Source organism: Microtetraspora niveoalba, from assembly GCF_001570405.1.
Lineage (GTDB): Bacteria > Actinomycetota > Actinomycetes > Streptosporangiales > Streptosporangiaceae > Microtetraspora > Microtetraspora niveoalba.
Map to the genome: position 1 here is coordinate 1 of NZ_BBYM01000039.1, position 21,580 is coordinate 21,580.

Below are 21,580 nucleotides of genomic sequence, written 5' to 3' on the forward strand. Positions count from 1 at the left end.
GAGCGCAGCTCACCACGGGCGGGTTCTCCGCCTTCGGCGACCAGGGCGGGCAGAACACGAGCGGGTTCTCCGCGTTCGGCGACCAGGACCGGCCGGGCGCGAACGGCCCCGCCGCGTCCACCCCGCCCACGCCCCCCGGCCCGGCGTACCGGGCCCCGTCCGCGCTGCCCGAGCGCCCCGCCCGGCACGCCGACACCGCCGGACGCCCCGGCACGGGGCACCCCGATGTCGTGGCGTACCCCGGTCCGGCCGGACGCTCCGAGCCGGCCGGACGCGCCGACCGCCTGGGGGTCCCGTCGTCGAACCCGTCGGCGACCGATCCCGCCCTGCCCATGCCGAGGTTCACCGAGCACTCCGGCGCCTTCCCCGTGGCGAGCGCGACGCCGCTTCCCTCGCCGATCTCGGAGGACGCGCACCTGGAACGCGGTGACGAGTTCCTGCCGATCTTCGCCTCGGTCGAGTCCGCCTGGTTCCGCCGCCCCACGCCGCCGGCCGCGGGCACCGTACCCAGAAGCGCGGGGACGCAGGGCACCGGGCCGGTGAGCATCCCCGGGAACGGCCAGGGGAACGGCACGGGGAACGGCACGGCCGCGCACGGCGCGACGGCGAGCCGGCCGTCCGGCGACGCCGGGGCCCCGCCGCGCGGAGGCTGGGGATCGCACGCGGACAGCGGATACCAGGCGGCGGCCGCCGCGAAAGCCCCCACCACGGACGGTGTGACGGCGGCGGGCCTGCCGAAGCGGAACCCCAGGGCCAACCTCGTGCCCGGATCGGTGGGCGCTGCGTCGGGCACTCCGGCAGCGGCCAGACCGGCGGTCTCGCCGGATCAGGTACGCAGCCGGTTGTCCAGCTACCAGCAGGGTGTGCGGCGCGGCCGGGCCGACGTGTCCGGCGCCGCCACTCCCGGTAATGAGAAGGAGAGCTCGTGACCGCGCTCAGCGTTGAGGCACGCAGGTTCGACTGGCTGATCACTGAGTTCGTCAGCGGCACCCCGGGTGTCGCCCACGCCGTGGTGGTGTCGGCGGACGGCCTGCGCCTGGCCAACTCCGACGGTTTCCCACCCGACCGGGCCGACCAGCTCGCCGCCGTCGCGGCGGGGCTGCTCAGCCTGACCGTGGGCGCGTCCCGCGTCTTCGACGGCGGTCCGGTGACCCAGACCGTCGTCGAGATGCAGCGCGGGCTTATGCTGATCATGGCGATCAGCGACGGCTCCTGCATGGCCGTGCTCGCCGCGGCCGACTGTGACATGGGCCTGGTGGCCTACCAGATGACGCTGCTGGTCGAGCGGGTCGGCCAGGTGCTGACGCCGGCGCTGCGCGCCGAACTGCAGTCCGCCCGCCGCTGACGGCCGGTAATGGGAGACAGGCATGCGCCCTGGTGAGGGGGAAGAGGACGAGCCCCTCTTCCGTCCGTACGCCGTCACCGGCGGTCGCTCCGAGCCGCGTTATCACCTGGCGATGGAGACCCTCGTATCTTCGGTGACGATGATGAGCGATGATTACACGCTGCTCAGCCCCGAGCAGGAGTCGATCATAATGCTCTGCCGTTCCATCCGTTCCGTCGCGGAGGTCTCCGCGCTGCTGCGGGTCCCGCTCGGCGTGGCCCGCGTGTTGATCGCAGATCTGGCCGACGAGGGCCTGGTCCGGCTGCACATGCCGCAGCTCAACCAGGGACAGCCCGATCTCAACCTGCTCGAAAGGGTGCTCAGTGGACTTCGCAGGCTCTAGCCAGGGCTCTCAGGGGGGCCTGACCTCGACGAAGATCGTCGTGGCCGGCGGGTTCGGCGTGGGCAAGACGACCTTCGTCGGCGCGGTCTCCGAGATCATGCCGCTCACGACCGAGGCCGTCATGACCGACGCGAGCGCCGGGATCGACGACCTCGGCCTCACGCCGAACAAGACGACGACCACCGTGGCGATGGACTTCGGGCGCCTCTCTCTGGCCCAGGACCTCATCCTTTACCTGTTCGGCACGCCCGGACAGCACAGGTTCTGGTTCATGTGGGACGATCTTGTACGCGGCGCCATCGGCGCGGTGGTGCTGGTCGACACCCGGCGGCTGGCGGACTGCTTTCCCGCGATCGACTACTTCGAGGAGGCCGGGCTGCCCTTCGTGGTGGCCATGAACGGCTGGGACGGCACCTTCCAGCATTCGGTGGAGGAGGTCAGGGAGGCTCTGGCGCTCGCCCCGCACGTGCCCCTGGTGCGCACGGACGCGCGGTCGCGGGACGCGGTGAAGTCCACGCTGATCAGCCTCGTGGAGTACGTGCTCCGCACCCGCACGGCGCACTGACCCGCCGGGCCGCGGCTCAGGGTCGCTCCGTCCGGCCGGAATGGACCGGTCCCGGCAGCGTCTCGGCGGTGTTCGACGGCGTCTCGGCGGTGTTCGGCGGCGTCCGGGCGATGGGGGCGGGTCCGTCCTCCCGCCCGCTGGAAGAGGTGTGAAGCGGAGCCGAAAAGGCTCGGCAGCGCGCCCCTTAATGGTGGCCTTTGTGGCGAAATGTCCGATTTCTGACAGCGGTCACGAGTTGCGCCGTGTTGAACACGGATTCAAATCAACTCGCCGTCTGATCGCTAACGCTGTCCGATAAGTCTTGCTTAAACCTGGTTGGGGCTGCAACACTCCTCCTTTGGCCTGCCCTTTGCAGAGCTCTCGAAGATCTGAATCCCGAAGGAGTTACGGTCGTGTCCCGTACCCGGTACACCCGTCGTCTTCCGGCTGCCGCCGTCGTGGCCGGTCTTGCCCTTGCCCTGGCAGCGTGCGGCACAGCGGAGACCTCCGGAGCCGGGGCGGCTCCGACCGCGGCCGCGGACAAGCTCGACCCCAACGCCGACCTGAAGAAGCAGTCCCTCAACATCACCATCTGGGACGGCTACTCGCCCAAGGACCTCCCTGAGCGGGTGAAGCAGAAGCTCGGCTTCCCGATCAAGATCGCCATCCATGACACCAACGAGACGGCGATGGCCAAGCTCACCGCGACCGCGGACAGCGGCTTCGACGTCTCCTTCGTCTCGGGTCAGTACGCCCAGGCGCTCAGCGAGCAGGGTCTCCTCGAGCCGCTGCACCACGAGCTGATCCCGAACCTCGCGAACCTCTACCCCGAGGCGTCCGAGCTGTCGTACGACAAGGGCAACAAGTTCTCCGTTCCCTACACCTGGGGCACCACCGGCATCTGCTACCGCAGCGACCTGGTGAAGACGCCGCCGACGAGCTGGAACGACATCCTCAACCCGGCGCCGGAGTACAACAAGAAGGTCACGATGATGACCACCGAGCGCTGGCTGGCCCTGCCGGCCCTCAAGTCGCTCGGCTACTCCATCAACACCGCCGACGACGGCCAGATCGCCAAGGCCAAGGACCTGCTGCTCAAGGCCAAGTCCCACCTCCTGGCGTACGACGACACGACGTTCGGCGACCGGCTCAAGTCCGGCGAGGCCGTGATGGTCGAGGCGTGGGACGGCTGGTGCCCGGAGAACGAGAAGAACATCAAGTTCACCGTGCCGAAGGAGGGTAGCGACCTCTGGGCGGACACCATGGTGATCATGAAGAGCTCCAAGAACAAGGAGGCCGCGCACGCCTTCATCAACTACATCCTGGACCCCGAGATCCACAGCTGGCTCGCGGAGAACATCATGTACAAGGCCCCCAACAAGGCCGCGATGGAGAAGGTCAACCCGGCCACCATCCAGTCGTTCCCCTCGCTCAAGATGAGCCCCGCCGACCTGCTCCAGGGTGAGTCGATCATCGACCTGGGCGCCGACTCGGCCAAGTACACCCGCCTGGCGACCGAGGTCGCGGCGCAGCAGTGATCCTCCGCGGCTGACGTCGCGTTCCGCGAACGGTCCCGGCGCCCTCGGCAGGGCGGCGCCGGGACCGTTGCAACGAGAGATCCAACCGATACGGAGCACTTGGGGCGACCCAAATGCGGTCCTAAACATCCCGTTCTGAGGGAATAAAGCCACGATTGAGCCCGGTGCGCGTTTGGCCGATCTGGTAATGGTGTGTTCCAATTACCCTCGCTTCAATGAGGTCCCAGGCGTCACAGCCGCCACGCGGCTGGGTGCCATGGCTGCGCGTATATGAGCTTCGGCAAGAGGTTGCGAAAACCCGTGAGTACTCAAGAACCCAAGGCTGTCCCGGAGCCGGAGGCCGCACCGGTTTCCACGCCGGCCCCCGAGCCGGCGTCCGCGCGCGCTTCCGGGGACGGCGGTTGGTTCCGGCTGGGGAACTGGCGGGTGCGGTCCCGGCTCATCGCGCTCATCCTGCTTCCCACGGTCGTCGGCGTGCTGCTCGGTGGCATCCAACTGGCCGACGCGGTCAATACATCGGTCCAGTACCGGCGGCTCAACGAGGTCGCTGGTCTGGTCCAGGCGGTGGGCGAGCTCTCGCACGAAGTCGCGATGGAACGCGACTACACCGCCTGGTACTCCGCTACCGGGCGCAGGCCGGCCCGGCTGGCCCAGGTCCGGAGCGCGCAGCAGGAGACCGACAAGGCCAGGCGGACGGTCGCCGACAAGATCGAGCAGCTCGACAGCGGCCACTCGGCGCGTGTCCGCAGCCGCGTGGACGACATCCAGCGCTGGATGGACGGCCTTCCCGGTCTGCGCAAGCAGTTCGTCTCCAGCGGCGTCCCCGCCCGAGCCGTCCTCGGCACGTACGCGAGCATGATCGAGGCGTTCAACGGCCTGGTCGACGAGCTGCGCACCGCCACCGGTAGCGACCGGATGTTCGCCGACGGCGTCGCCCTCGGCGCGCTCACCCGGGCCCAGGAGCAGCTCGCCCGGCAGCGCGGCATCTTCACGGTCGGCATCGCCGAGAAGGCGGTCACCTACGACGACCTCTCCGACTTCCTCGGAGCCCGTCAGGCGCAGGACAGCAACTTCGAAACGTTCCAGAAGGAAGCCTCGGCCGAGGACGTCAAGTTCTACACGCAGACGGTCAAGGGCTTCCAGGTCGAGAAGGCGTACTCCCTCCGAGCCGGCGCCCTCGCCCAGATGCGCGAGTACAACCGGATCATCGACCTCGACCGCACCCGCCGGGGCGACGACCTGCGCCTGTGGTTCGAGACGATGACCACGACGGTCGACAAGATGAACGCCGTCGAGCAGCGCCTCGCCGGTTCCGTCGTGAACCAGACGCAGACCCTGGCCGACGACGAGCAGCGCCGCGCGATCATCTCCGGTTCCGCGATCCTCCTGCTCCTCGGCCTGATGCTGCTGATCACCACCGCGGTCGCCGGTTCGCTCACCCGGCCGCTGCGCCGGCTGCGCCGCGAGGCCCTGGAGATCGCCGGTTCCCGGCTCCCGCGCACGGTCCAGATGCTGCGCGAGTCGCAGGACGAGAACCTCAAGGTCGAGGTCGCGCCGATCCAGGTCACCACTCGCGACGAGATCGGTGAAGTCGCCCGGGCCTTCGACGAGGTCCACCAGGAGGCCATCCGGCTGGCGGGTGACGAGGCGCGGCTGCGAAGCAACGTCAACTCGATGTTCGTGAACCTCTCGCGCCGCACCCAGACCCTGGTGGAACGCCAGCTCGCCCTGATCGACGGGCTGGAGCAGGGCGAGCAGGACGAGGGCCGTCTCGGCAACCTGTTCAAGCTGGACCACCTGGCGACCCGCATGCGCCGCAACAGTGAGAACCTGCTGGTCCTCGCGGGCCAGGAGCCCGCCCGCCGGTGGGGCCAGCCGGTCCCGGTCGTCGACGTCGTCCGCGCCTCCCTCTCCGAGGTCGAGAACTACGAGCGGGTGAGCCTGCAGGTGTCCGCGGGCGGCGCGGTCGTCAGCCAGGCCGTCAACGACGTCGTCCACCTCGTCGCGGAGCTGGTCGAGAACGCCATTTCGTTCTCCCCCCGCGAGACGAAGGTCGTCGTTTCGAGCAACCGCATCGACGGCGGCGGACTCATGATCTCCGTCAGCGACCTGGGCATCGGCATGACCGCCGAGGAACTGGCCCAGGCCAACTGGCGGCTCGCCAACCCGCCGGTCGTGGACGTGTCGGTGTCCCGGCGCATGGGCCTGTTCGTGGTCGGCCGCCTCGCGCTCCGCCACGGCATCCGCGTGCAGCTCCGCCAGCAGGACGCCGGCGGCCTCACCGCGATGGTGCTCCTGCCCGAGGCCCTGCTCGCCCAGGCGGGTGCCCCGGCATTCCCCGGCATGCCGCCGGCCGAGCCCGCCGCGCAGTTCGGCGCCGGGTTCGACCCCGCGGCGTTCGGCGCGGCTCCGGCCCTGGCCAGCCCGACGCCCTTCGACGCCCCGCCGCGTACGCCGGTGATCGGCTCGGACGCGCCGGGTGTCGGAACCCCGGGCGCCGACCCGTTCGACCGCGGCCCCTTCGACACCTTCGGACGGGACAAGGAGCCGTTCGCCAAGAGCGCGTTCGGCTCGGGCGCGGCCCCGGAGGCCGAGCCGCGGGCGCGCGACGCCTTCGAGGCGCCCGCCCGCGACCCGTTCGACTCGCCCGCGGCCGCACGGAACCCGTTCGACCCGCCGCCCGCGGCGCGCAACCCGTTCGATCCGCCTCCGTACGAGCGTGAAGCGGACTCCGACCCCTTCGGGAAGAGCCCGTTCGGCGCGGGCGCGGCCCCCGAGCCGGAGCCGTTCGCGCGCAACCCCTTCGATCCGCCTCCATACGAGCGCGGCAAGGCGACCGGAGCCCCCGTCGACACGCCGTGGCCCGGACACCTGCCCGCGCCGGGCAGCTCGTCCTGGCCCACCCCACCAGGGGACTCCGGCGGCTGGCCGGCCACCCCGAGCCGGGGCGCGTTCGATTCGGACGTGGACAACACCGGCCCCCTCCCGGCGGTGCGCAACTCGCCGATGGAGGACCAGCCGGAGGAGTTCCTGCCGATCTTCGCGGCGGTCGAGTCCGACTGGTTCAGGAAGGTCGAGCCCGGGACGGAAGAGCCCGGCAAGGACTCCGCCGTGGAGGCCGAACCGGCCGAAGCGCGGCAATGGTCGTCCCCCGCCGACGCCGGCTGGCAGGCCGCGAAGGCCGCCAGCGACCCGTCGCTCGGCGGGGTCACCTCCTCCGGACTGCCCAAGCGGGTCCCCAAGGCCAACCTGGTGCCGGGGTCCGCGTCGGCGATCGCCTCCAGTGGGGCGGCGGCGTCGGCCTCGGCCGCGCCGGCACCCCCGCCGCCCGCGCCTTCGCTCTCGCCCGACCGCGTACGCAACCGGCTGTCGAGCTTCCAGCAGGGCATCCGGCAGGGACGCGCGGTGGCGCGAGGAGAGGTCAGCGGTGAGCAGGGTTATCCAGGGGCGACGCCGTTCATCGGCGGCGGCCCGGACACTGACAAGGAGGACGCATGAGGGAGATGAGCCAGGCGGCTCGCGGCATCAACTGGCTGATCACTGACTTTGTGAACAACGTTCCCGGCGTGGCCCACACGGTGGTGGTGTCGGCGGACGGTTTGCCGCTGGCGTTCTCCGATGGGTTCCCGAAGGACCGGGCGGACCAGTTGGCGGCCGTGGCGGCGGGTTTGATCAGCTTGACGCAGGGCGCGTCGCGGGTGTTCGAGGGTGGGCCGGTCACGCAGACGGTGGTCGAGATGCAGCGCGGGCTGCTTCTGATCATGTCGATCAGTGACGGCTCGTGTCTCGCGGTGCTCGCCTCGGCGGACTGCGACATGGGTCTGGTGGCGTACCAGATGACGCTGCTGGTGGATCGTGCGGGACAGGTGCTTACCCCCGCGGTACGCGCCGAGCTCCAGGCGTCCCACCCCAGATAAAGGTGATGACAGGAGGACGTTGTGGCAGGCGGCGGCTGGACGGATGAGCCCTACCCGCCGGTGGACGACGCCCACCGGCACTATGGCGGGACGAACCCGATTCCCCAACCCGGGCCGGCGGAGCCGAGTTCACTGGTGCGCCCCTATGCGGTGACCGGTGGGCGTACGGCACCGCGTCTCCAACTCGCTATGGAGGCGCTTGTGTCCTCCGTGACGTCGACTCACCAGGATCTGTCCACCCTCACGCCGGAGCGGCAGGCGATCATCACGCTGTGCCGCCAGATCAGGTCCGTGGCGGAGGTCTCGGCGATGCTGCGGATCCCGCTGGGCGTGACCCGCGTGGTGATCTCCGATATGGCGGCGGAGGGGCTGGTGCACGTGCACCAGCCGCAGTTGGAGGCTGGTAAGCCGGATCTGAACTTGCTTGAAAGGGTGCTCAGTGGACTTCGCAGGCTCTAGCCAGGGCTCCCAGGGGGGCCTGACCTCGACGAAGATCGTGGTGGCTGGTGGTTTCGGTGTGGGCAAGACCACGTTCGTCGGCGCGGTCTCGGAGATCATGCCGCTCACGACCGAGGCGGTGATGACCGACGCCAGCGCCGGCATCGACGACGTCGGCCTGGTGCCGCACAAGACCACGACGACGGTCGCGATGGACTTCGGCCGGGTCTCCCTGGACCAGGACCTGATCCTCTACCTGTTCGGCACGCCCGGCCAGCACCGGTTCTGGTTCATGTGGGACGACCTGGTACGCGGCGCGATCGGGGCGGTGGTGCTGGTCGACACGCGGCGGCTGGCGGACAGCTTCCCGGCGGTCGACTACTTCGAGGAGGCCCAGCTTCCGTTCGTGGTCGGCATCAACGGCTTCGACGGCCAGTACCCGCACAGCGAGAACGAGGTCCGCGAGGCGCTGAGCCTCTCCGCGCACACCCCCATCGTGCGCACCGACGCCCGCACCCGCGAGTCCGTCAAGAGCACGCTCATCACGCTGGTCGAGCACGCGCTCACGATGCGCGTCGCCGTACCCGGCTGGGGCGGACGTTGACCGGGCCCCGGCACGCGCACGCGCGGGCCGGGGCCCGAGTCCGTCAGACGGGCAGCGCCTCGATGAGGCTCGCGCCCGCCGGGAGCGGCAGCACACGGGAGAGCGCCAGGCCCGAGGCGCGCAGCAGCTCCGCGTACTCGCCGCGGGTCCGTTCCCTGCCGCCGAACAGCGCGAGCATCCGCAGGTCGATCTCCTTGCCGATGTGCGGGGAGTCGTCGTCGGGCAGCACCATCTCCAGCAGCAGCACCCGCCCGTCCGCGGACATCGCCTCGCGGACGTTCCCCAGGATCCGCAGGGCGTCCTCGTCGTTCCAGTTGTGGATGATGCTGGCCAGCAGGTAGGCGTCCGCGGCGGGCACGCCGGCGAAGAAGTCGCCCGGCACCAGCTCGCACCGGTCGGCCAGGCCGCGCGTGCCCAGCGACTCACGGGCCCCCTCGACCACGTGCTCCAGGTCGAAGAGCACGCCGCGCACGGCCGGATGGGCCTCGAGCACCGCGGCCAGCAGGTGGCCCTTGCCGCCCGCGACGTCCACGAGCGTCTTCACGCCGGAGAAGTCGTAACTCGCCGCCAGCGCCGCCTCGATCGGCGCCGCCCTCGTGGCCATGTAGTCGTTGAACTCCCGCGCCGCGTCCGGACGCGCCGCCAGGTAGTCGTAGTACGGCCCGTGTCGCTCCACGAACACCGACCGGCCCCGCCGTACGGACTCGGGGAGCAGGCCGAGCGCCTGCCAGTAGCCCTCCTCGGCCATCACGCGCACGGCCGGGCGCATGCTCCCCGGAACGTCGCCGCGCATCACCTGGCCGGCTCCGGTCAGCTCGTACATCTGGGGCGCGACCGAGCGCACCACGCCCATGGCGGCCAGCTCGCGCATGACCCGGCCGAGCGCGGTGGCGTCCGCGTCGCAGCGGGCGGCCAGGTCGGTCACGCTGAGCGGGCCGGCGGCCAGGTGGTCGGCGCAGCCCAGCTCGGCCATGGCGGCGAGGGCGCCGAACCGCGAGAGGCCGACGATGGCGTCCCAGACGGGGCCGGTGGAGTCGATCACTGCTTCTCCAGATCTATCACTGCTTCTCCAGAACTGACGTGGGTTCGGTGGTGTGGCCGCCCCGGACGAGGCGGCCGACTTCGGCGCGCAGCCGGACGAAAGCGTCGAGCTGCCGCGTCGCGATCTGGTCGCGCGAGCGGCCGAGGCGGGTCTCCAGGTCGGCCGCGACGACCGCGGGCGACCGGGTGAGCACGACGACCCGGTCGCCGACGTACACGCTCTCGTCGATGTCGTGGGTGATCAGCAGGATCGTCATGCCGTGGTGGGCGCACACGTTCAGGACCAGGTCCTCCAGGTCCTCGCGGGTCTGCGCGTCCACGGAGCCGAAGGGCTCGTCCATGAGCAGCAGCGACGGCCGGTAGGCGAGCGCCCGCGCGATGGAGACGCGCTGCTGCATGCCGCCGGACATCTCCCACGGGTACTTCGCGCCCGCGTCGGCGAGGCCGACCTGGTCGAGGGCGGACATCGCCGCCTCCCTGCGCCGCCGCCGGTCCAGGCCCTTGCGCCGCAGCGGCAGCGCGACGTTGTTCGCCGCCGACATCCATGGAAAGAGCGACCGGCTGTAGTCCTGGAAGACGATCGCCAGGTCGTCGGGCGTGCGCTCGACCGGCCGTCCGGCGAGCATGATCCGCCCGCCGGACGGCTTGAGCAGCCCGGCGACGGAGCGCAGCAGCGTGGACTTCCCGCACCCGGAGGGGCCGACGACGCTGACCAGCTCGCCCTCGGCCACGGACAGGCTCACCCCGCCCAGGACGCGGTGCGGGCCGTACGAGTGGACCAGATCGGTGATCGTGAGCACGGGACCTTCCTAGGTTGTCCGCCTGGCACCCCGGTGCCAGGCCAGCACGCGCCGTTCCACCAGCAGGAACGCGGAGTTGAGCAGATACCCGAGCACGCCGAGCAGCACGATGCAGCCCCACATGTCCGGATAGAGATAGCTGCGCTGGGTGTAGAGCAGCCGGTAGCCGATCCCGTCCGTGCCCGCGAAGATCTCGGCGATGACCATGAGGATCAGCGCGAGGGAGAGCGCGAGCCGCAGCCCGGCGAAGATCTTGGGCAGGGCGGACGGCAGCACGACCCGCCACAGCCGCTGCACGGAGGAGAACCCGAAGATCCGCGCGGTCTCCAGATGCTGGCGGTCCACCGTGCGCGCGCCGTCGACGGTGTTGAGCAGGATGGGCCAGATCACCCCGAAGACGATCGTGGCGAGCTGGGCCGGGGTGCCGAGCTTCAGCAGAGCCAGGAAGAACGGCACCAGCAGCGGCGGGGGAACGGCCCGGCCGAACTGGATCAGCGGGTTCACATAGTCCGACAGCCGGGGCGAGCACCCGATGGCGATCCCGGCGGCGACGCCGACGACCGCGGTGAGCAGCCAGCCGGAGAACAACCGGGCCAGGCTGGGGCCGAGGTCGGCGAGCGCGCCGTCCGTCAGCAGGAGCCGGGACGGCGGACCGGAGAACCACATCTCGTACATGCGGGCGAGGACGGCCGAGGGGGGCGGGAAGAACGGCTGCTCCGCCGCGCGGGTGACGACCTCCCACGCCACGAGCACGACCGGCACGAGCCACAGACGGCCGAGAGCCGCGATCACCTTCATCGGGCGCCTCCCGTGCGGACGTGGTGCCAGCGGAAGAGGCGGCGCTCCGCCGCCACCATCACGGCGTCGGCGACGAGCCCGAACAGGCCGGCCCACAGGGTGGCGGCCAGCATGAGGTCGATCCGGCCGCCGCTCGCCGCCTCGGTGATGTAGATGCCGACGCCCTCGGAGCCTCCGGCCATCAGCTCCGCGCTGATCGCCAGGATGACGGCGATGCCGGACGCGACGCGGATCCCGGTGGCGATGAACGGCGCGGCGCTGGGCAGCGCGACTCGGGCCAGAACCGGGACCGGACCGAAACCGAAACTCCGCAGCGTCTCCTTGGCGAGCGGGTCCACGTCCTTCAGGCCGTAGATCGTGTTGATCAGCACCGGCCAGGACGAGGCGTACACGATGACCGCGAGCTTCAGGTGCAGGTTGTCGCTGAAGAGCAGGATCGCCAGCGGGATGACCGCGACGGACGGGATCGGCCGGAGGAACTCGATCAGCGGTCGGACCGCCGCCTCGGCCCGCGGCAGCGTGCCGAGCAGCAGCCCGGCGGGTACGGCCAGCACGACCGTGAGCAGGAGCCCGAGGAACCAGACGGTGAGCGTGGCCCCGGCGTCGGCGAGGAAGTCGGGGTCGGCGACCAGGCCGGCCGCCGCGCCGAGGACCGTGGACATGCGCGGCAGGAACCGGTCGTCGACCAGCCCGCTCAGCCCGACGACCTCGGCCGCGGCGAGGAACCCCGCGGCGCCTGCGACGCCGCGGAGCACTCGTGCGTAGTCCATGATCTGAGGGTCGTCCCCGTCAGCTCGCCGGAGGAGCGACGATCATGGACTTCACGTCGAGGTCGGTCGTGAGGTAGCCGTACTCCTTCATGAGGGCGGCCACCCGCTCGAGCCGGGTCTCGCTCAGGGACGTGGGGTAGGAGCCGAGGGCGATGACCGCCGCGGTGGCCGCGTCGATCTTCGTGTATTTCGGAAGGACCTCTTCCACGATTTTGCGGTCGTTCGCCACGAGTTCCTGCGCCTTTCCGAGCGCGCGCTGGAATGCGGCCATGGTTTTCGGATATTTGTTAGCGACCGATTCTGTGGTCAGCCATCCGGCGACCGGAAGGTCCTGAGTGGGTCCGGCCATCTCGTCGGAGATGATTCTCCCGCCCGCCTTCGATTCCACGGTGATAAACGGCTCGACCATAGCCGCGGCATCGACCTGACCGTTTTCCAGGGCCGCCGGCATGTCCGGATAGTTCTTCTCGACGAACTGGTCCTGGGTCGCCGTCACCCCGGCCACCTTCATCTGGACCTCGGCGGTGAACTGGCTCACGTTCCTGAACGTGTTGACCGCGATCTTCTTGCCCTTGAGGTCGGCTGCGGATTTGATCGGGGAGTCCTTCTTCACCATGATGACGAAGGCTCCGGGCGCCGCGCCGTAGCTGTCGGCGACGTACTTGAACTTGCCCGCGCCCTTCTCCTGGGCGAGGAAGGTGCCGATGTAGGCGCCGAGCGTGAGGTCGATGCTGCCGCCGAGCAGCTTCTGGATGCCGACCGCGCCGCCCGCGACGACCTCGGTCTTGACGTCGAGCCCCTCTTCCTTGAAGAAGCCCCTGTCGATCGCGACCTGCAGCGGAGCGATGTCGGGGACCGGGATGGTGGCCACGACCAGCGTGGTCTTCTCCAGTCCGCCGCCGGCCGCGGCGCCGTCCGAGGACGGTGAGGAGGTCGTATCTGAACCGCCGCAAGCGGCGAGGGCCAGCATGGCCGCTACGCCGACGGTGAAGGTTCGACCCATAAGTCGCATGGAGTCTCCTTGGCATGGGGAAGAGGCGCGCCCGGCCGGGACGATGATCGCGGAAGGCGGGCGACGGGCGAGAAGCGTACAGCAGTGAAAACGTCCTAACACGGAATAAGTCGCCTATGTCGCCAAACTTGTTAATAAATCCACTATGTCCAAAAAACGGCGGATGGCGAATTGGACCGATACCGCGGCCGGATCAGGATTCGGTCACGGGTCGCTCTCGGTAATCCTTCCTGCACATCGAGCCCCGCGCCCTCTCTTCGTGCGATCCCACGGGCCGTTGGAACGGTCGAAAATGGCCGATCGGTTGGTCAATCCCGGGCCTTTGTGCTCAAATTGCCCCTGACTCGTGGCAGGTTTCCCGAGCGACCCCCCTGAAAAGCCCTTTTGGAAAGACCAGCGCGAGAGGTTGCGACCTGTGAGGACAGCAACGATCGAGAGCGGTCGCCGCGCCGAGCCGAATCCGCCCGGCGAGCCGGTCGCCGGCGGTGCGCCCACCGCGAGCACGCCGCCGCAGGAACCGGCGACCGGCAGCCAATGGGCGTTGAAGAACTGGCGCGTGCGCACCCGCCTGCTCGCCCTGATCGTGCCGCCCACCCTGGTCGCGATGCTCCTCGGCGGCTTCCGCGTGTCGGCGTCGATCGGCGAGGCCGCCGAATACCAGCGGGTCCGCGAGATGATCGAGCTGATCGGCGGCGTCGGCGCCCTCACACACGAGCTCCAGCTCGAACGCGACCTGTCGATCCGCTACATCGCGCTCGGCCGCCGCGCCGGCGCCTACATCTCGCCCGTACGCCGCCAGCAGGGCACCGTGGACACCGCCGTCGAGCAGGTGCGGGTCAAGATGCAGGGCGCCGCCGACGCGTTCGGCGGGCTCGGCCGGCAGGAGGTGGTCCGCGCCAGGGGCCGCCTGGGCGAGATGCCCGCGCTGCGGGAGACCGTGCTGGAGAGCAGCCTCCCGCCGCTCCCCGCCATCGCCAAGTACTCCATCGTCATCTCCGACCTCCTCCGGCTGTACGACACGGCCGCCGAAGGCGTCGTGGACGAGGACCTCAACGCGAGCATCAAGGCGCTCGGCTCCCTCGTCCGCGCGAAGGAGGAGGTGTCCAAGCAGCGGGCGCTGCTGGCCGTCGGGCTGGCCCGGCGGCAGCTCGAACCCTCCGAACTGGACGCCTTCACCGCCGCCCGCGCCGGACAGGACAGCGAGCTGGCCGGGTTCTTCGCCGAGGCGGGCACCGCGCAGCGCCAGTTCTACAGCGACACCGTGACCGGCCAGAAGATCGACCGCGCCGCCTTCCTGGCCGAGCGCGCCCTCACGATGGCGAAGGCCGGTCTGCCGATCGACCGGCTCGACCGGGGCTCCGACGAGCAGCGGTGGTTCGACGCGGTCAGCGCCCGCGCCGACGGCATGCGGAAGGTCGGCGACGCCCTGACCGCCGACATCATCGCCAAGAGCGCCGGGCTCGAACAGGACGCCCGTAGCGGTGCCGTGACCAGCATCAGCCTCGTCGTGGCGCTCCTGCTGTTCGTCGTGCTCATCACCACCGTCGTGGCCCGGTCGCTCGTACGGCCGCTGCGCCGGCTGCGCACCGAGGCGCTGGAGATCGCCGGGCAACGCCTGCCGGAGACCGTCCAGCGGCTGCGCGAGTCCGACAGCGCGGACGGGTCGCCCCCGGTCCAGCCGATCGGCGTCGCCTCCGCCGACGAGGTCGGCGAGGTCGCCCGGGCCTTCGACGAGGTCCACCGTGAGGCCGTACGGCTCGCCGGCGACGAGGCGCAGCTCCGCAGCAACATCAGCGCCATGTTCGTGAACCTCTCCCGCCGCACCCAGACCCTGGTCGAGCGGCAGATCGCCCTGATCGACGGGCTGGAGCAGGGCGAGCAGGACGAGAGCCGTCTCGGCAACCTGTTCAAGCTGGACCACCTGGCGACCCGCATGCGCCGCAACAGTGAGAACCTGCTGGTCCTCGCGGGCCAGGAGCCCGCCCGCCGGTGGAGCAGGCCGGTGGAGGTCACCGACGTCGTCCGCGCCTCCCTCTCCGAGGTCGAGGGCTACGAGCGGGTCGTGATCAACGTGCCGTCCGACGTCGCGCTCGCCGGGCAGGCCGTCAACGACGTCATCCACCTGCTCGCCGAGCTGGTCGAGAACGCCCTCGCCTTCTCCTCCCGCGACACGCGGGTCATCGTCTCGGGCAACCGCATCGACGGCGGCGGCGTGATGATCTCGATCACCGACTCCGGCATCGGCATGGCGTCCGAGGAGATCGCCCAGACGAACTGGCGGCTCGCCAACCCGCCGGTCGTGGACGTGTCGGTGTCCCGGCGCATGGGCCTGTTCGTGGTCGGCCGCCTCGCGCTGCGCAACGGCATCCGCGTGCAGATCAGGCCGCACGACAGCGGCGGGCTCACCGCGATGGTGCTGCTGCCGGAATCGCTGATCGGACAGCCCGAGCCGGCCGCCCAGCCCCACGCCGGCGCCTTCGCCGCCGCGTACTCCGGACAGCCCGAGCACGCCGTGTGGGGTGCGCCCACCGGCCCCGCCGACCGGCCTGACCCGTCCGGCTGGGCCGGCCCGCCGGACCCGCCGTCGTCCTGGAGCGGGCCGTTCGAGCAGCCGGCGTGGAGCGGCCCCTTCGAGCAGCCGTCCTGGAGCGGCCCGATCGACCCGTCCCCGTGGGCCGCGGCCATGTCCGGCGGGGGCCCCGTCTCCTCCCCGGACGCCTTCTCGGGCGGAGTCCCCTCCGCCCGGGACGCCTCGGCCCGGGACGCCTCCTCCGCCGGCGCCTCGGCCGAGCGCGGCCCCTGGCAGCCGCCCGGCGCCGCGATCCCCCCGCAGGACACCCAGGTGCGGATGCGGCCCAGGCGCGACCTCGGCCCGGACGACGCCACCGGGCCGCTGCCCAAGCTGTACGACTCGCCGATGGAGGCGGGGCCGGAGGAGTTCCTGCCGATCTTCGCCTCCGTGGAGTCCGCCTGGTTCCGCCGGGCGCCGTCGCCCGAGGACGGGCAGGAGTGGGGCCGGCAGGAGAACGTGGAGGCCGGCTGGCAGGCCGCCGACGCCGCGGTGCGGAAACCGGCCTCCGAGGGGAGCACATCCTCCGGACTGCCCAAGCGGGTCCCCCGGGCCAACCTCGTCCCCGGCTCCGCCGCGTCCGCCGGCCCGGCGGCCTCCCCGCAGTTCGCGTTGTCCCCCGAACGTGTCCGCAGCCGGCTCTCCAGCCTGCAACGCGGCGTACGGCAGGGACGCGCGGTGACCAGAGGCGAACTGAGCGAGGACCAGGGATATCCCGGCCCGACCAATGTGGAGGACGCATGAGAGAGATGAGCCAGGGGGCTCGCGGCATCAACTGGCTGATCAGCGACTTCGTGGGATCGGTCCCCGGCGTCGCGCACGCGGTGGTGGTGTCGGCCGACGGCCTGCCGCTGGCGTTCTCCGACGGCTTCCCGAGGGACCGGGCGGACCAGTTGGCGGCCGTGGCGGCCGGTTTGATCAGCCTGACGCAGGGCGCCTCGCGCGTGTTCGAGGGCGGCCCGGTCAACCAGACGGTGGTCGAGATGCAGCGCGGGCTGCTCCTGATCATGTCCATCAGCGACGGCTCGTGTCTCGCCGTGCTCGCCTCGGCGGACTGCGACATGGGTCTGGTGGCGTACCAGATGACGCTGCTGGTGGACCGGGCGGGCCAGGTGCTCACCCCCGCCGTACGTGCCGAGCTCCAGGCTTCACACCCGAGGGGCTGAGCATGGACCAATGGGGGCGGCCGCACGGCGGCGCCCCGCTTCCCCAGGAGCCCTCCTCGCCGGTGCGCCCGTACACCGTCACAGGAGGCCGTACGGCTCCGCGAATGCAACTCGCCCTGGAGGCCCTGGTCTCCTCGGCCACGTCCACACACCTCGATCTTTCCGGCCGCCCGCCGGAGTACCGCGCGATCAGTTCCCTCTGCCGCCAGGTGAGATCGGTGGCGGAGGTCTCGGCGATGCTGCGGATCCCGCTGGGGGTCGTCCGCGTGGTAATCGCGGACATGGTGGCCGAGGGGCTGGTACATGTGCATCAGCCCCAGTTGGACGCGGGCAAGCCGGATCTGAACTTGCTTGAAAGGGTGCTCAGTGGACTTCGCAGGCTCTAGCCAGGGCTCCCAGGGGGGCCTGACCTCGACGAAGATCGTGGTGGCCGGTGGTTTCGGTGTGGGCAAGACCACGTTCGTCGGCGCGGTCTCGGAGATCGTGCCGCTCACGACCGAGGCGGTGATGACGGACGCGTCCAAGGACATCGACGACGTCGGCCTGGTGCCGCACAAGACCACGACGACGGTCGCGATGGACTTCGGCCGGGTCTCCCTGGACAAGGAGCTGATCCTCTACCTGTTCGGCACGCCCGGCCAGCACCGGTTCTGGTTCATGTGGGACGACCTGGTACGCGGCGCGATCGGGGCGGTGGTCCTGGTCGACACGCGGCGGCTGGCGGACAGCTTCCCGGCGGTCGACTACTTCGAGGAGGCCCAGCTTCCGTTCGTGGTCGGCATCAACGGCTTCGACGGCCAGTACAGCCATTCGGAGGACGAGCTCAGGGAGGCGCTCACGCTCTCGTCGCGCGTCCCGATCGTGCGGACCGACGCCCGCAGCAGGGAATCGGTCAAGAGCACGCTCATCACGCTGGTCGAGCACGCTCTCACCACCCACGTCGGCAGCCGCGGCTGGTGAGACGCTCCCTCCCGGGCCCCTCCCGGTCTCCGAACGGGAGGACGGTCCTCGGAGACCTTCCGCGCTCCCGGTCCCCGATGGCCCGCCCCGGCGTGCGGCGGCCCGCGCTCGGGCACGCATCCCGTACGGGCGGCTAGGCTGGGTGCGAGCTCTTTACCGTCCACTCGCTTCGAGGCTGGCCAAACACGTGTTCGAGACGCTTTCCGACCGGCTGACTTCGGTCTTCTCCTCCCTTCGGTCCAAGGGCAGGCTTTCCGACGCCGACATCGACGCGACCTGCCGCGAGATCCGCATCGCCCTGCTCGAGGCGGACGTCGCGCTGCCGGTGGTCAAGGCATTCGTCGCCCAGGTCAAGGAGCGGGCGCGCGGGGCCGAGGTCTCCCAGGCGCTGAACCCCGCCCAGCAGGTCGTCAAGATCGTCAACGACGAGCTGATCGAGGTCCTGGGCGGCGAGACCCGGCGGCTCCGCTACGCCAAGAACCCGCCGACCGTCATCATGCTGGCGGGTCTGCAGGGTGCCGGTAAGACGACACTCGCGGGCAAGCTCGCCAAGTGGCTGCGCGACCAGGGCCACGCGCCGCTGCTCGTCGCCTGCGACCTGCAGCGGCCCAACGCGGTCCAGCAGCTCGCCGTCATGGCCGAGCGCGCGGGCGTCGCGGTCTACGCTCCCGAGCCCGGCAACGGCGTGGGCGACCCGATCGCCGTCGCCCGGCAGTCGCTCGACCACGCCAGGCGGCAGCAGCACGACGTCGTGGTCATCGACACCGCCGGCCGCCTGGGCATCGACCAGGAGATGATGAAGCAGGCCGCGGACATCCGCGACGCGGTCACCCCCGACGAGGTGCTGTTCGTCGTCGACGCCATGATCGGCCAGGACGCGGTGACCACCGCCCAGGCGTTCATGGACGGCGTCGGCTTCGACGGCGTCGTGCTGACCAAGCTCGACGGCGACGCCCGGGGCGGCGCCGCCCTGTCGGTGCGGCACATCACCGGCCGCCCGATCATGTTCGCCTCCACCGGCGAGAAGATCGAGGACTTCGACGCCTTCCACCCCGACCGCATGGCCGGCCGGATCCTCGACATGGGTGACATCCTCACCCTGATCGAGCAGGCGCAGAAGACCTTCGACGAGGCCGAGGCCGCCAAGATGGCGGGCAAGCTCGCCTCGGGCGACGGCTTCACGCTCGACGACTTCCTCGAGCAGATGATGATGGTCCGCCGGATGGGCCCGATCAAGAACCTGCTCGGCATGATGCCCGGTATGGGGCAGATGCGTGACCAGCTCAACCAGGTCGACGACCGCGACCTCGACCGCATCGCCGCGATCATCCGGTCCATGACCCCCGGCGAGCGGCACGACCCCAAGATCATCAATGGCTCGCGCCGGGCCCGCATCGCCAAGGGCTCCGGCGTCACCGTCACCGAGGTGAACAACCTCGTCGTCCGCTTCTTCGACGCGCAGAAGATGATGAAGCGCATGTCCCAGGGCCTGGGCATCCCGGGCATGCCGGGCGGCCGGGGCAAGGCCCAGAAGGCGCAGAAGGCCAAGAAGGGCCGCCGGGTGAGCGGCGACCCGCGCAAGGCCGGGCAGGGCAAGTCGGGTTCGCCCGCCGCCGGGCCCTCCCCGGACGGCGCGCCCGGGCTCGGCGCGCTGGGCCGGCTGGGCGCCGGTCAGCTTCCCCCGGGGCTGGAGCTGCCGCCCGGGTTCGACCCGTCCAAGCTGAAGTTCCCCAAGAAGTGACCTGCGGGGGCGCCCCGGGCTCCGTGCCCGGTCGGCGCCCCTCGGCGTCCGCGGCACCGCGCCGCCGCTGCCTCCCCGTCCGCAGTGCTTTCGATCCCGCGCCACCATCCGGGCCCCGTACGCTTCGCGATGCCCGCACCGGCGCGCTCCCGATCCGGCGCCACCGCCCGGGCCCTGTACGCTTCGCGATGCCCGCACGGGCGGCTCTCCGGGCCGGTCAGAGTCCGGTTCCCGGCTGCATCGGCCTGACGTCGATCCTCCCGTCCGCGCAGACGGTGGCGTCGAAGGGGATCTCCAGGTGGGCCACCTCGTCCGGCGGAATGATCATCAGCCGGGCCGACCGGGGGCAGGTCCTCTCCTTTCCCGTCGGCACGACCGTCCAGTGCAGGCGCGCGTGTGCCCCGGCTCCCGGCCGCAGCGTGACGCGGCCCGGCCGTACGGCCTCCCGGCGGGTCCTGGTGCGCAGCGCGTCCCCGTTCCCGTCGATCATGATCAGTCCGACGAACCCGTAGACCCAGCAGGTCCGGGTCCCGGTGTTGGTGAGCACCAGCGGGGCGTACCGCTGCCCCGCCCCCGCGTCGCCCGTGCCGACGCGCGCGCTGAGAGCGGTCGTACGGCACCGCGCGACCGGCGCGGAGACGGGGGCGACGGCGGCCGCGGCGGGAACGGAGAGAGAGGCGGAGGCAGGGGAAGCGCCGCTTGCGGAAGCGGCGGCCGTCCCGGTCGTGGACCGGCTGGTCACCTTCGCGGGCGCGGCTGCCCGTTCGGACGCTCTGGCCGTCGAGGGCGGGGCACCGAGAGGAAGAGCCGAGAGGCCGGACGCCCGGGGGAGCGCGGAGCCGCAGGCGGCGGAGAACGCCAGGCTCGCCGCCACCGCCGAGACGGCCGCGACGCGGGAGGCGCGTCCGGCGCGGGTGGTCCGGTCGCTTCGCGCGGATGGCTTGTTTCGCGTGGAAGGGTGCATGTCATGTTGGATGGCGGGCCCCGGCGTTCGGTTCGCGCCTCCTCACGCCCGCTACCGGCCGGGACGACGCCGAGCACCTCGGATCGTCTGGCAGAATGTCATGTTGGAACATCGTGGCCAGGCGGGTGCCCTCTCACCCCCGCCGGTCGCGCCTGTCCCTCGGGCGGGCTCGCGTCGTGCCCCACTCGATGTGACACCGCTCACCCACGCTCTGAAGCAGGAGAGACCACACCCGTGGCAGTCAAGATCAAGCTCAAGCGGCTCGGCATGATCCGCAACGCGCAGTACCGCATCGTCGTCGCCGACAGCCGCACCAAGCGCGACGGCCGGGCGATCGAGGAGATCGGTCTGTACCACCCGAAGGAGAACCCCTCGCGCATCGAGGTCGACTCCGAGCGGGCGCAGTACTGGCTGGGCGTCGGCGCGCAGCCGACCGACCCGGTCCTGAAGCTCTTCAAGCTCACCGGCGACTGGCAGAAGTTCAAGGGCGAGCCCGCCCCGGCGCCGCTCCTGGTCGCCGAGCCGAAGCCCGACCGTCACGCCATCTACGAGGCCGCGGCCAAGGAGGCGCTGTCCGGTGACACCGCCGCTGCCGCCACCACGCCCAAGAAGGCCAAGAAGTCCGTGAAGGCCGACGAGGCCGCCGACGTCACCGAGGCCCCGGCCGGCGAGGAGAAGTCGGAAGGCGAGGCCTGAGGTGCTCGAGGAGGCCCTCGAGCACCTGGTCAAGGGCATCGTCGAGCATCCTGACGACGTCCGGGTTCGCGCGCGGCGCATCCGCACCGGGCGCGTCCTCGAGGTCCGGGTCCATCCCGACGACCTCGGCAAGGTCATCGGGCGCGGGGGCCGTACGGCCAAGGCGTTGCGCACCGTGATCAACGCGCTGGCCGACGGCAAGTACGTCCGGGTCGACCTGGTCGACCTGAACGAGGCCCGTTAACGGAGAACCTCACACCCGGGGGACCCTCGTCAGGGGGTCCCCCGGCTTGCT

Annotated in this window: 21 protein-coding genes and 1 pseudogene; 16 read left to right on the forward strand and 6 right to left on the reverse strand. The window is 70.8% G+C overall.

Annotation, left to right across the window (positions count from 1 at the left end; translation table 11 throughout):
- From AWQ70_RS40030 to AWQ70_RS31110, 9 genes and pseudogenes are all read left to right on the forward strand, one after another.
- Nucleotides 1-929: pseudogene (locus tag AWQ70_RS40030) on the forward strand (hypothetical protein); the annotation flags it as partial.
- Entirely contained in the window at nucleotides 926-1,345 is a 420-nt protein-coding gene (locus tag AWQ70_RS31075) for a roadblock/LC7 domain-containing protein (protein ID WP_067184062.1), read from the forward strand. The pseudogene AWQ70_RS40030 and the gene AWQ70_RS31075, both read left to right, overlap by 4 nt.
- Before the next feature lie 22 nt (nucleotides 1,346-1,367).
- Complete coding sequence (locus AWQ70_RS31080; RefSeq protein ID WP_067184066.1) at nucleotides 1,368-1,727, forward strand: DUF742 domain-containing protein; 360 nt, start codon at nucleotides 1,368-1,370, stop codon at nucleotides 1,725-1,727.
- On the forward strand, nucleotides 1,708-2,292 hold the full coding sequence (locus tag AWQ70_RS31085; RefSeq protein WP_084518004.1) for a GTP-binding protein: 585 nt from the start codon (nucleotides 1,708-1,710) through the stop codon (nucleotides 2,290-2,292). Before AWQ70_RS31080 ends, AWQ70_RS31085 begins: the two co-directional genes overlap by 20 nt.
- A gap of 392 nt (nucleotides 2,293-2,684) precedes the next feature.
- Nucleotides 2,685-3,809, forward strand: coding sequence for a polyamine ABC transporter substrate-binding protein (locus AWQ70_RS31090; RefSeq protein WP_067184069.1), 1,125 nt, complete (start codon nucleotides 2,685-2,687; stop codon nucleotides 3,807-3,809).
- 426 nt (nucleotides 3,810-4,235) lie between these two features.
- On the forward strand, nucleotides 4,236-7,307 hold the full coding sequence (locus AWQ70_RS31095) for a sensor histidine kinase (protein WP_067184072.1): 3,072 nt from the start codon (nucleotides 4,236-4,238) through the stop codon (nucleotides 7,305-7,307).
- On the forward strand, nucleotides 7,304-7,726 hold the full coding sequence (locus AWQ70_RS31100) for a roadblock/LC7 domain-containing protein (protein WP_066941041.1): 423 nt from the start codon (nucleotides 7,304-7,306) through the stop codon (nucleotides 7,724-7,726). Before AWQ70_RS31095 ends, AWQ70_RS31100 begins: the two co-directional genes overlap by 4 nt.
- 60 nt (nucleotides 7,727-7,786) lie before the next feature.
- Nucleotides 7,787-8,185, forward strand: a complete 399-nt coding sequence (locus tag AWQ70_RS31105; protein WP_169808774.1) for a DUF742 domain-containing protein — start codon at nucleotides 7,787-7,789, stop codon at nucleotides 8,183-8,185.
- Between the two features lie 19 nt (nucleotides 8,186-8,204).
- Nucleotides 8,205-8,768: a GTP-binding protein gene (locus AWQ70_RS31110; protein WP_084518017.1), complete on the forward strand. Its 564-nt coding sequence runs from the start codon at nucleotides 8,205-8,207 to the stop codon at nucleotides 8,766-8,768.
- A 43-nt stretch (nucleotides 8,769-8,811) separates the two neighbouring features.
- Here the strand turns inward: AWQ70_RS31110 and AWQ70_RS31115 are convergent, their stop codons facing one another.
- The 5 genes from AWQ70_RS31115 to AWQ70_RS31135 are packed head-to-tail and all read right to left on the reverse strand — an operon-like array spanning nucleotide 8,812 to nucleotide 13,147.
- A complete protein-coding gene (locus AWQ70_RS31115; protein WP_067184079.1) occupies nucleotides 8,812-9,810 on the reverse strand; it encodes a methyltransferase in 999 nt (332 codons plus the stop codon).
- Between the two features lie 16 nt (nucleotides 9,811-9,826).
- Nucleotides 9,827-10,609, reverse strand: a complete 783-nt coding sequence (locus AWQ70_RS31120; protein ID WP_067184082.1) for an ABC transporter ATP-binding protein — start codon at nucleotides 10,607-10,609, stop codon at nucleotides 9,827-9,829.
- Nucleotides 10,610-10,618: 9 nt separating this feature from the next.
- Complete coding sequence (locus AWQ70_RS31125) at nucleotides 10,619-11,407, reverse strand: ABC transporter permease (RefSeq protein WP_067184086.1); 789 nt, start codon at nucleotides 11,405-11,407, stop codon at nucleotides 10,619-10,621.
- Nucleotides 11,404-12,177, reverse strand: coding sequence for an ABC transporter permease (locus AWQ70_RS31130; RefSeq protein WP_067184089.1), 774 nt, complete (start codon nucleotides 12,175-12,177; stop codon nucleotides 11,404-11,406). The genes AWQ70_RS31125 and AWQ70_RS31130 overlap by 4 nt, the downstream gene beginning before the upstream one ends.
- A gap of 19 nt (nucleotides 12,178-12,196) precedes the next feature.
- Entirely contained in the window at nucleotides 12,197-13,147 is a 951-nt protein-coding gene (locus AWQ70_RS31135; protein ID WP_245647232.1) for an ABC transporter substrate-binding protein, read from the reverse strand.
- A gap of 457 nt (nucleotides 13,148-13,604) precedes the next feature.
- Between AWQ70_RS31135 and AWQ70_RS31140 the strand changes: the two genes are divergently transcribed.
- The 5 genes from AWQ70_RS31140 to ffh all read left to right on the forward strand — a co-directional run bounded on the left by AWQ70_RS31140 (nucleotide 13,605) and on the right by ffh (nucleotide 19,625).
- Nucleotides 13,605-16,502: a sensor histidine kinase gene (locus AWQ70_RS31140; RefSeq protein ID WP_157530659.1), complete on the forward strand. Its 2,898-nt coding sequence runs from the start codon at nucleotides 13,605-13,607 to the stop codon at nucleotides 16,500-16,502.
- On the forward strand, nucleotides 16,499-16,924 hold the full coding sequence (locus AWQ70_RS31145) for a roadblock/LC7 domain-containing protein (protein WP_067184098.1): 426 nt from the start codon (nucleotides 16,499-16,501) through the stop codon (nucleotides 16,922-16,924). The genes AWQ70_RS31140 and AWQ70_RS31145 overlap by 4 nt, the downstream gene beginning before the upstream one ends.
- 2 nt (nucleotides 16,925-16,926) lie before the next feature.
- Nucleotides 16,927-17,310: a DUF742 domain-containing protein gene (locus tag AWQ70_RS31150; protein ID WP_067184102.1), complete on the forward strand. Its 384-nt coding sequence runs from the start codon at nucleotides 16,927-16,929 to the stop codon at nucleotides 17,308-17,310.
- Between the two features lie 19 nt (nucleotides 17,311-17,329).
- Nucleotides 17,330-17,884 carry a GTP-binding protein gene (locus tag AWQ70_RS31155; RefSeq protein WP_067184260.1) on the forward strand — a complete coding sequence of 185 codons (555 nt, stop codon included), beginning with the start codon at nucleotides 17,330-17,332 and terminating at the stop codon, nucleotides 17,882-17,884.
- A 187-nt stretch (nucleotides 17,885-18,071) separates the two neighbouring features.
- Nucleotides 18,072-19,625, forward strand: coding sequence for a signal recognition particle protein (gene ffh, locus AWQ70_RS31160; RefSeq protein ID WP_067184105.1), 1,554 nt, complete (start codon nucleotides 18,072-18,074; stop codon nucleotides 19,623-19,625).
- 217 nt (nucleotides 19,626-19,842) lie between these two features.
- On the opposite strand, the gene AWQ70_RS31165 is transcribed toward ffh, so the two are convergent.
- Entirely contained in the window at nucleotides 19,843-20,589 is a 747-nt protein-coding gene (locus tag AWQ70_RS31165) for a DUF4232 domain-containing protein (protein WP_067184108.1), read from the reverse strand.
- 234 nt (nucleotides 20,590-20,823) lie between these two features.
- On the opposite strand from AWQ70_RS31165, the gene rpsP reads away from it, so the two are divergent.
- Complete coding sequence (gene rpsP / locus AWQ70_RS31170) at nucleotides 20,824-21,285, forward strand: 30S ribosomal protein S16 (protein WP_067184111.1); 462 nt, start codon at nucleotides 20,824-20,826, stop codon at nucleotides 21,283-21,285.
- Between the two features lies 1 nt (nucleotide 21,286).
- Nucleotides 21,287-21,529 carry an RNA-binding protein gene (locus AWQ70_RS31175; RefSeq protein WP_067184114.1) on the forward strand — a complete coding sequence of 81 codons (243 nt, stop codon included), beginning with the start codon at nucleotides 21,287-21,289 and terminating at the stop codon, nucleotides 21,527-21,529.
- The last annotated feature ends 51 nt before the right edge of the window (nucleotides 21,530-21,580 follow it).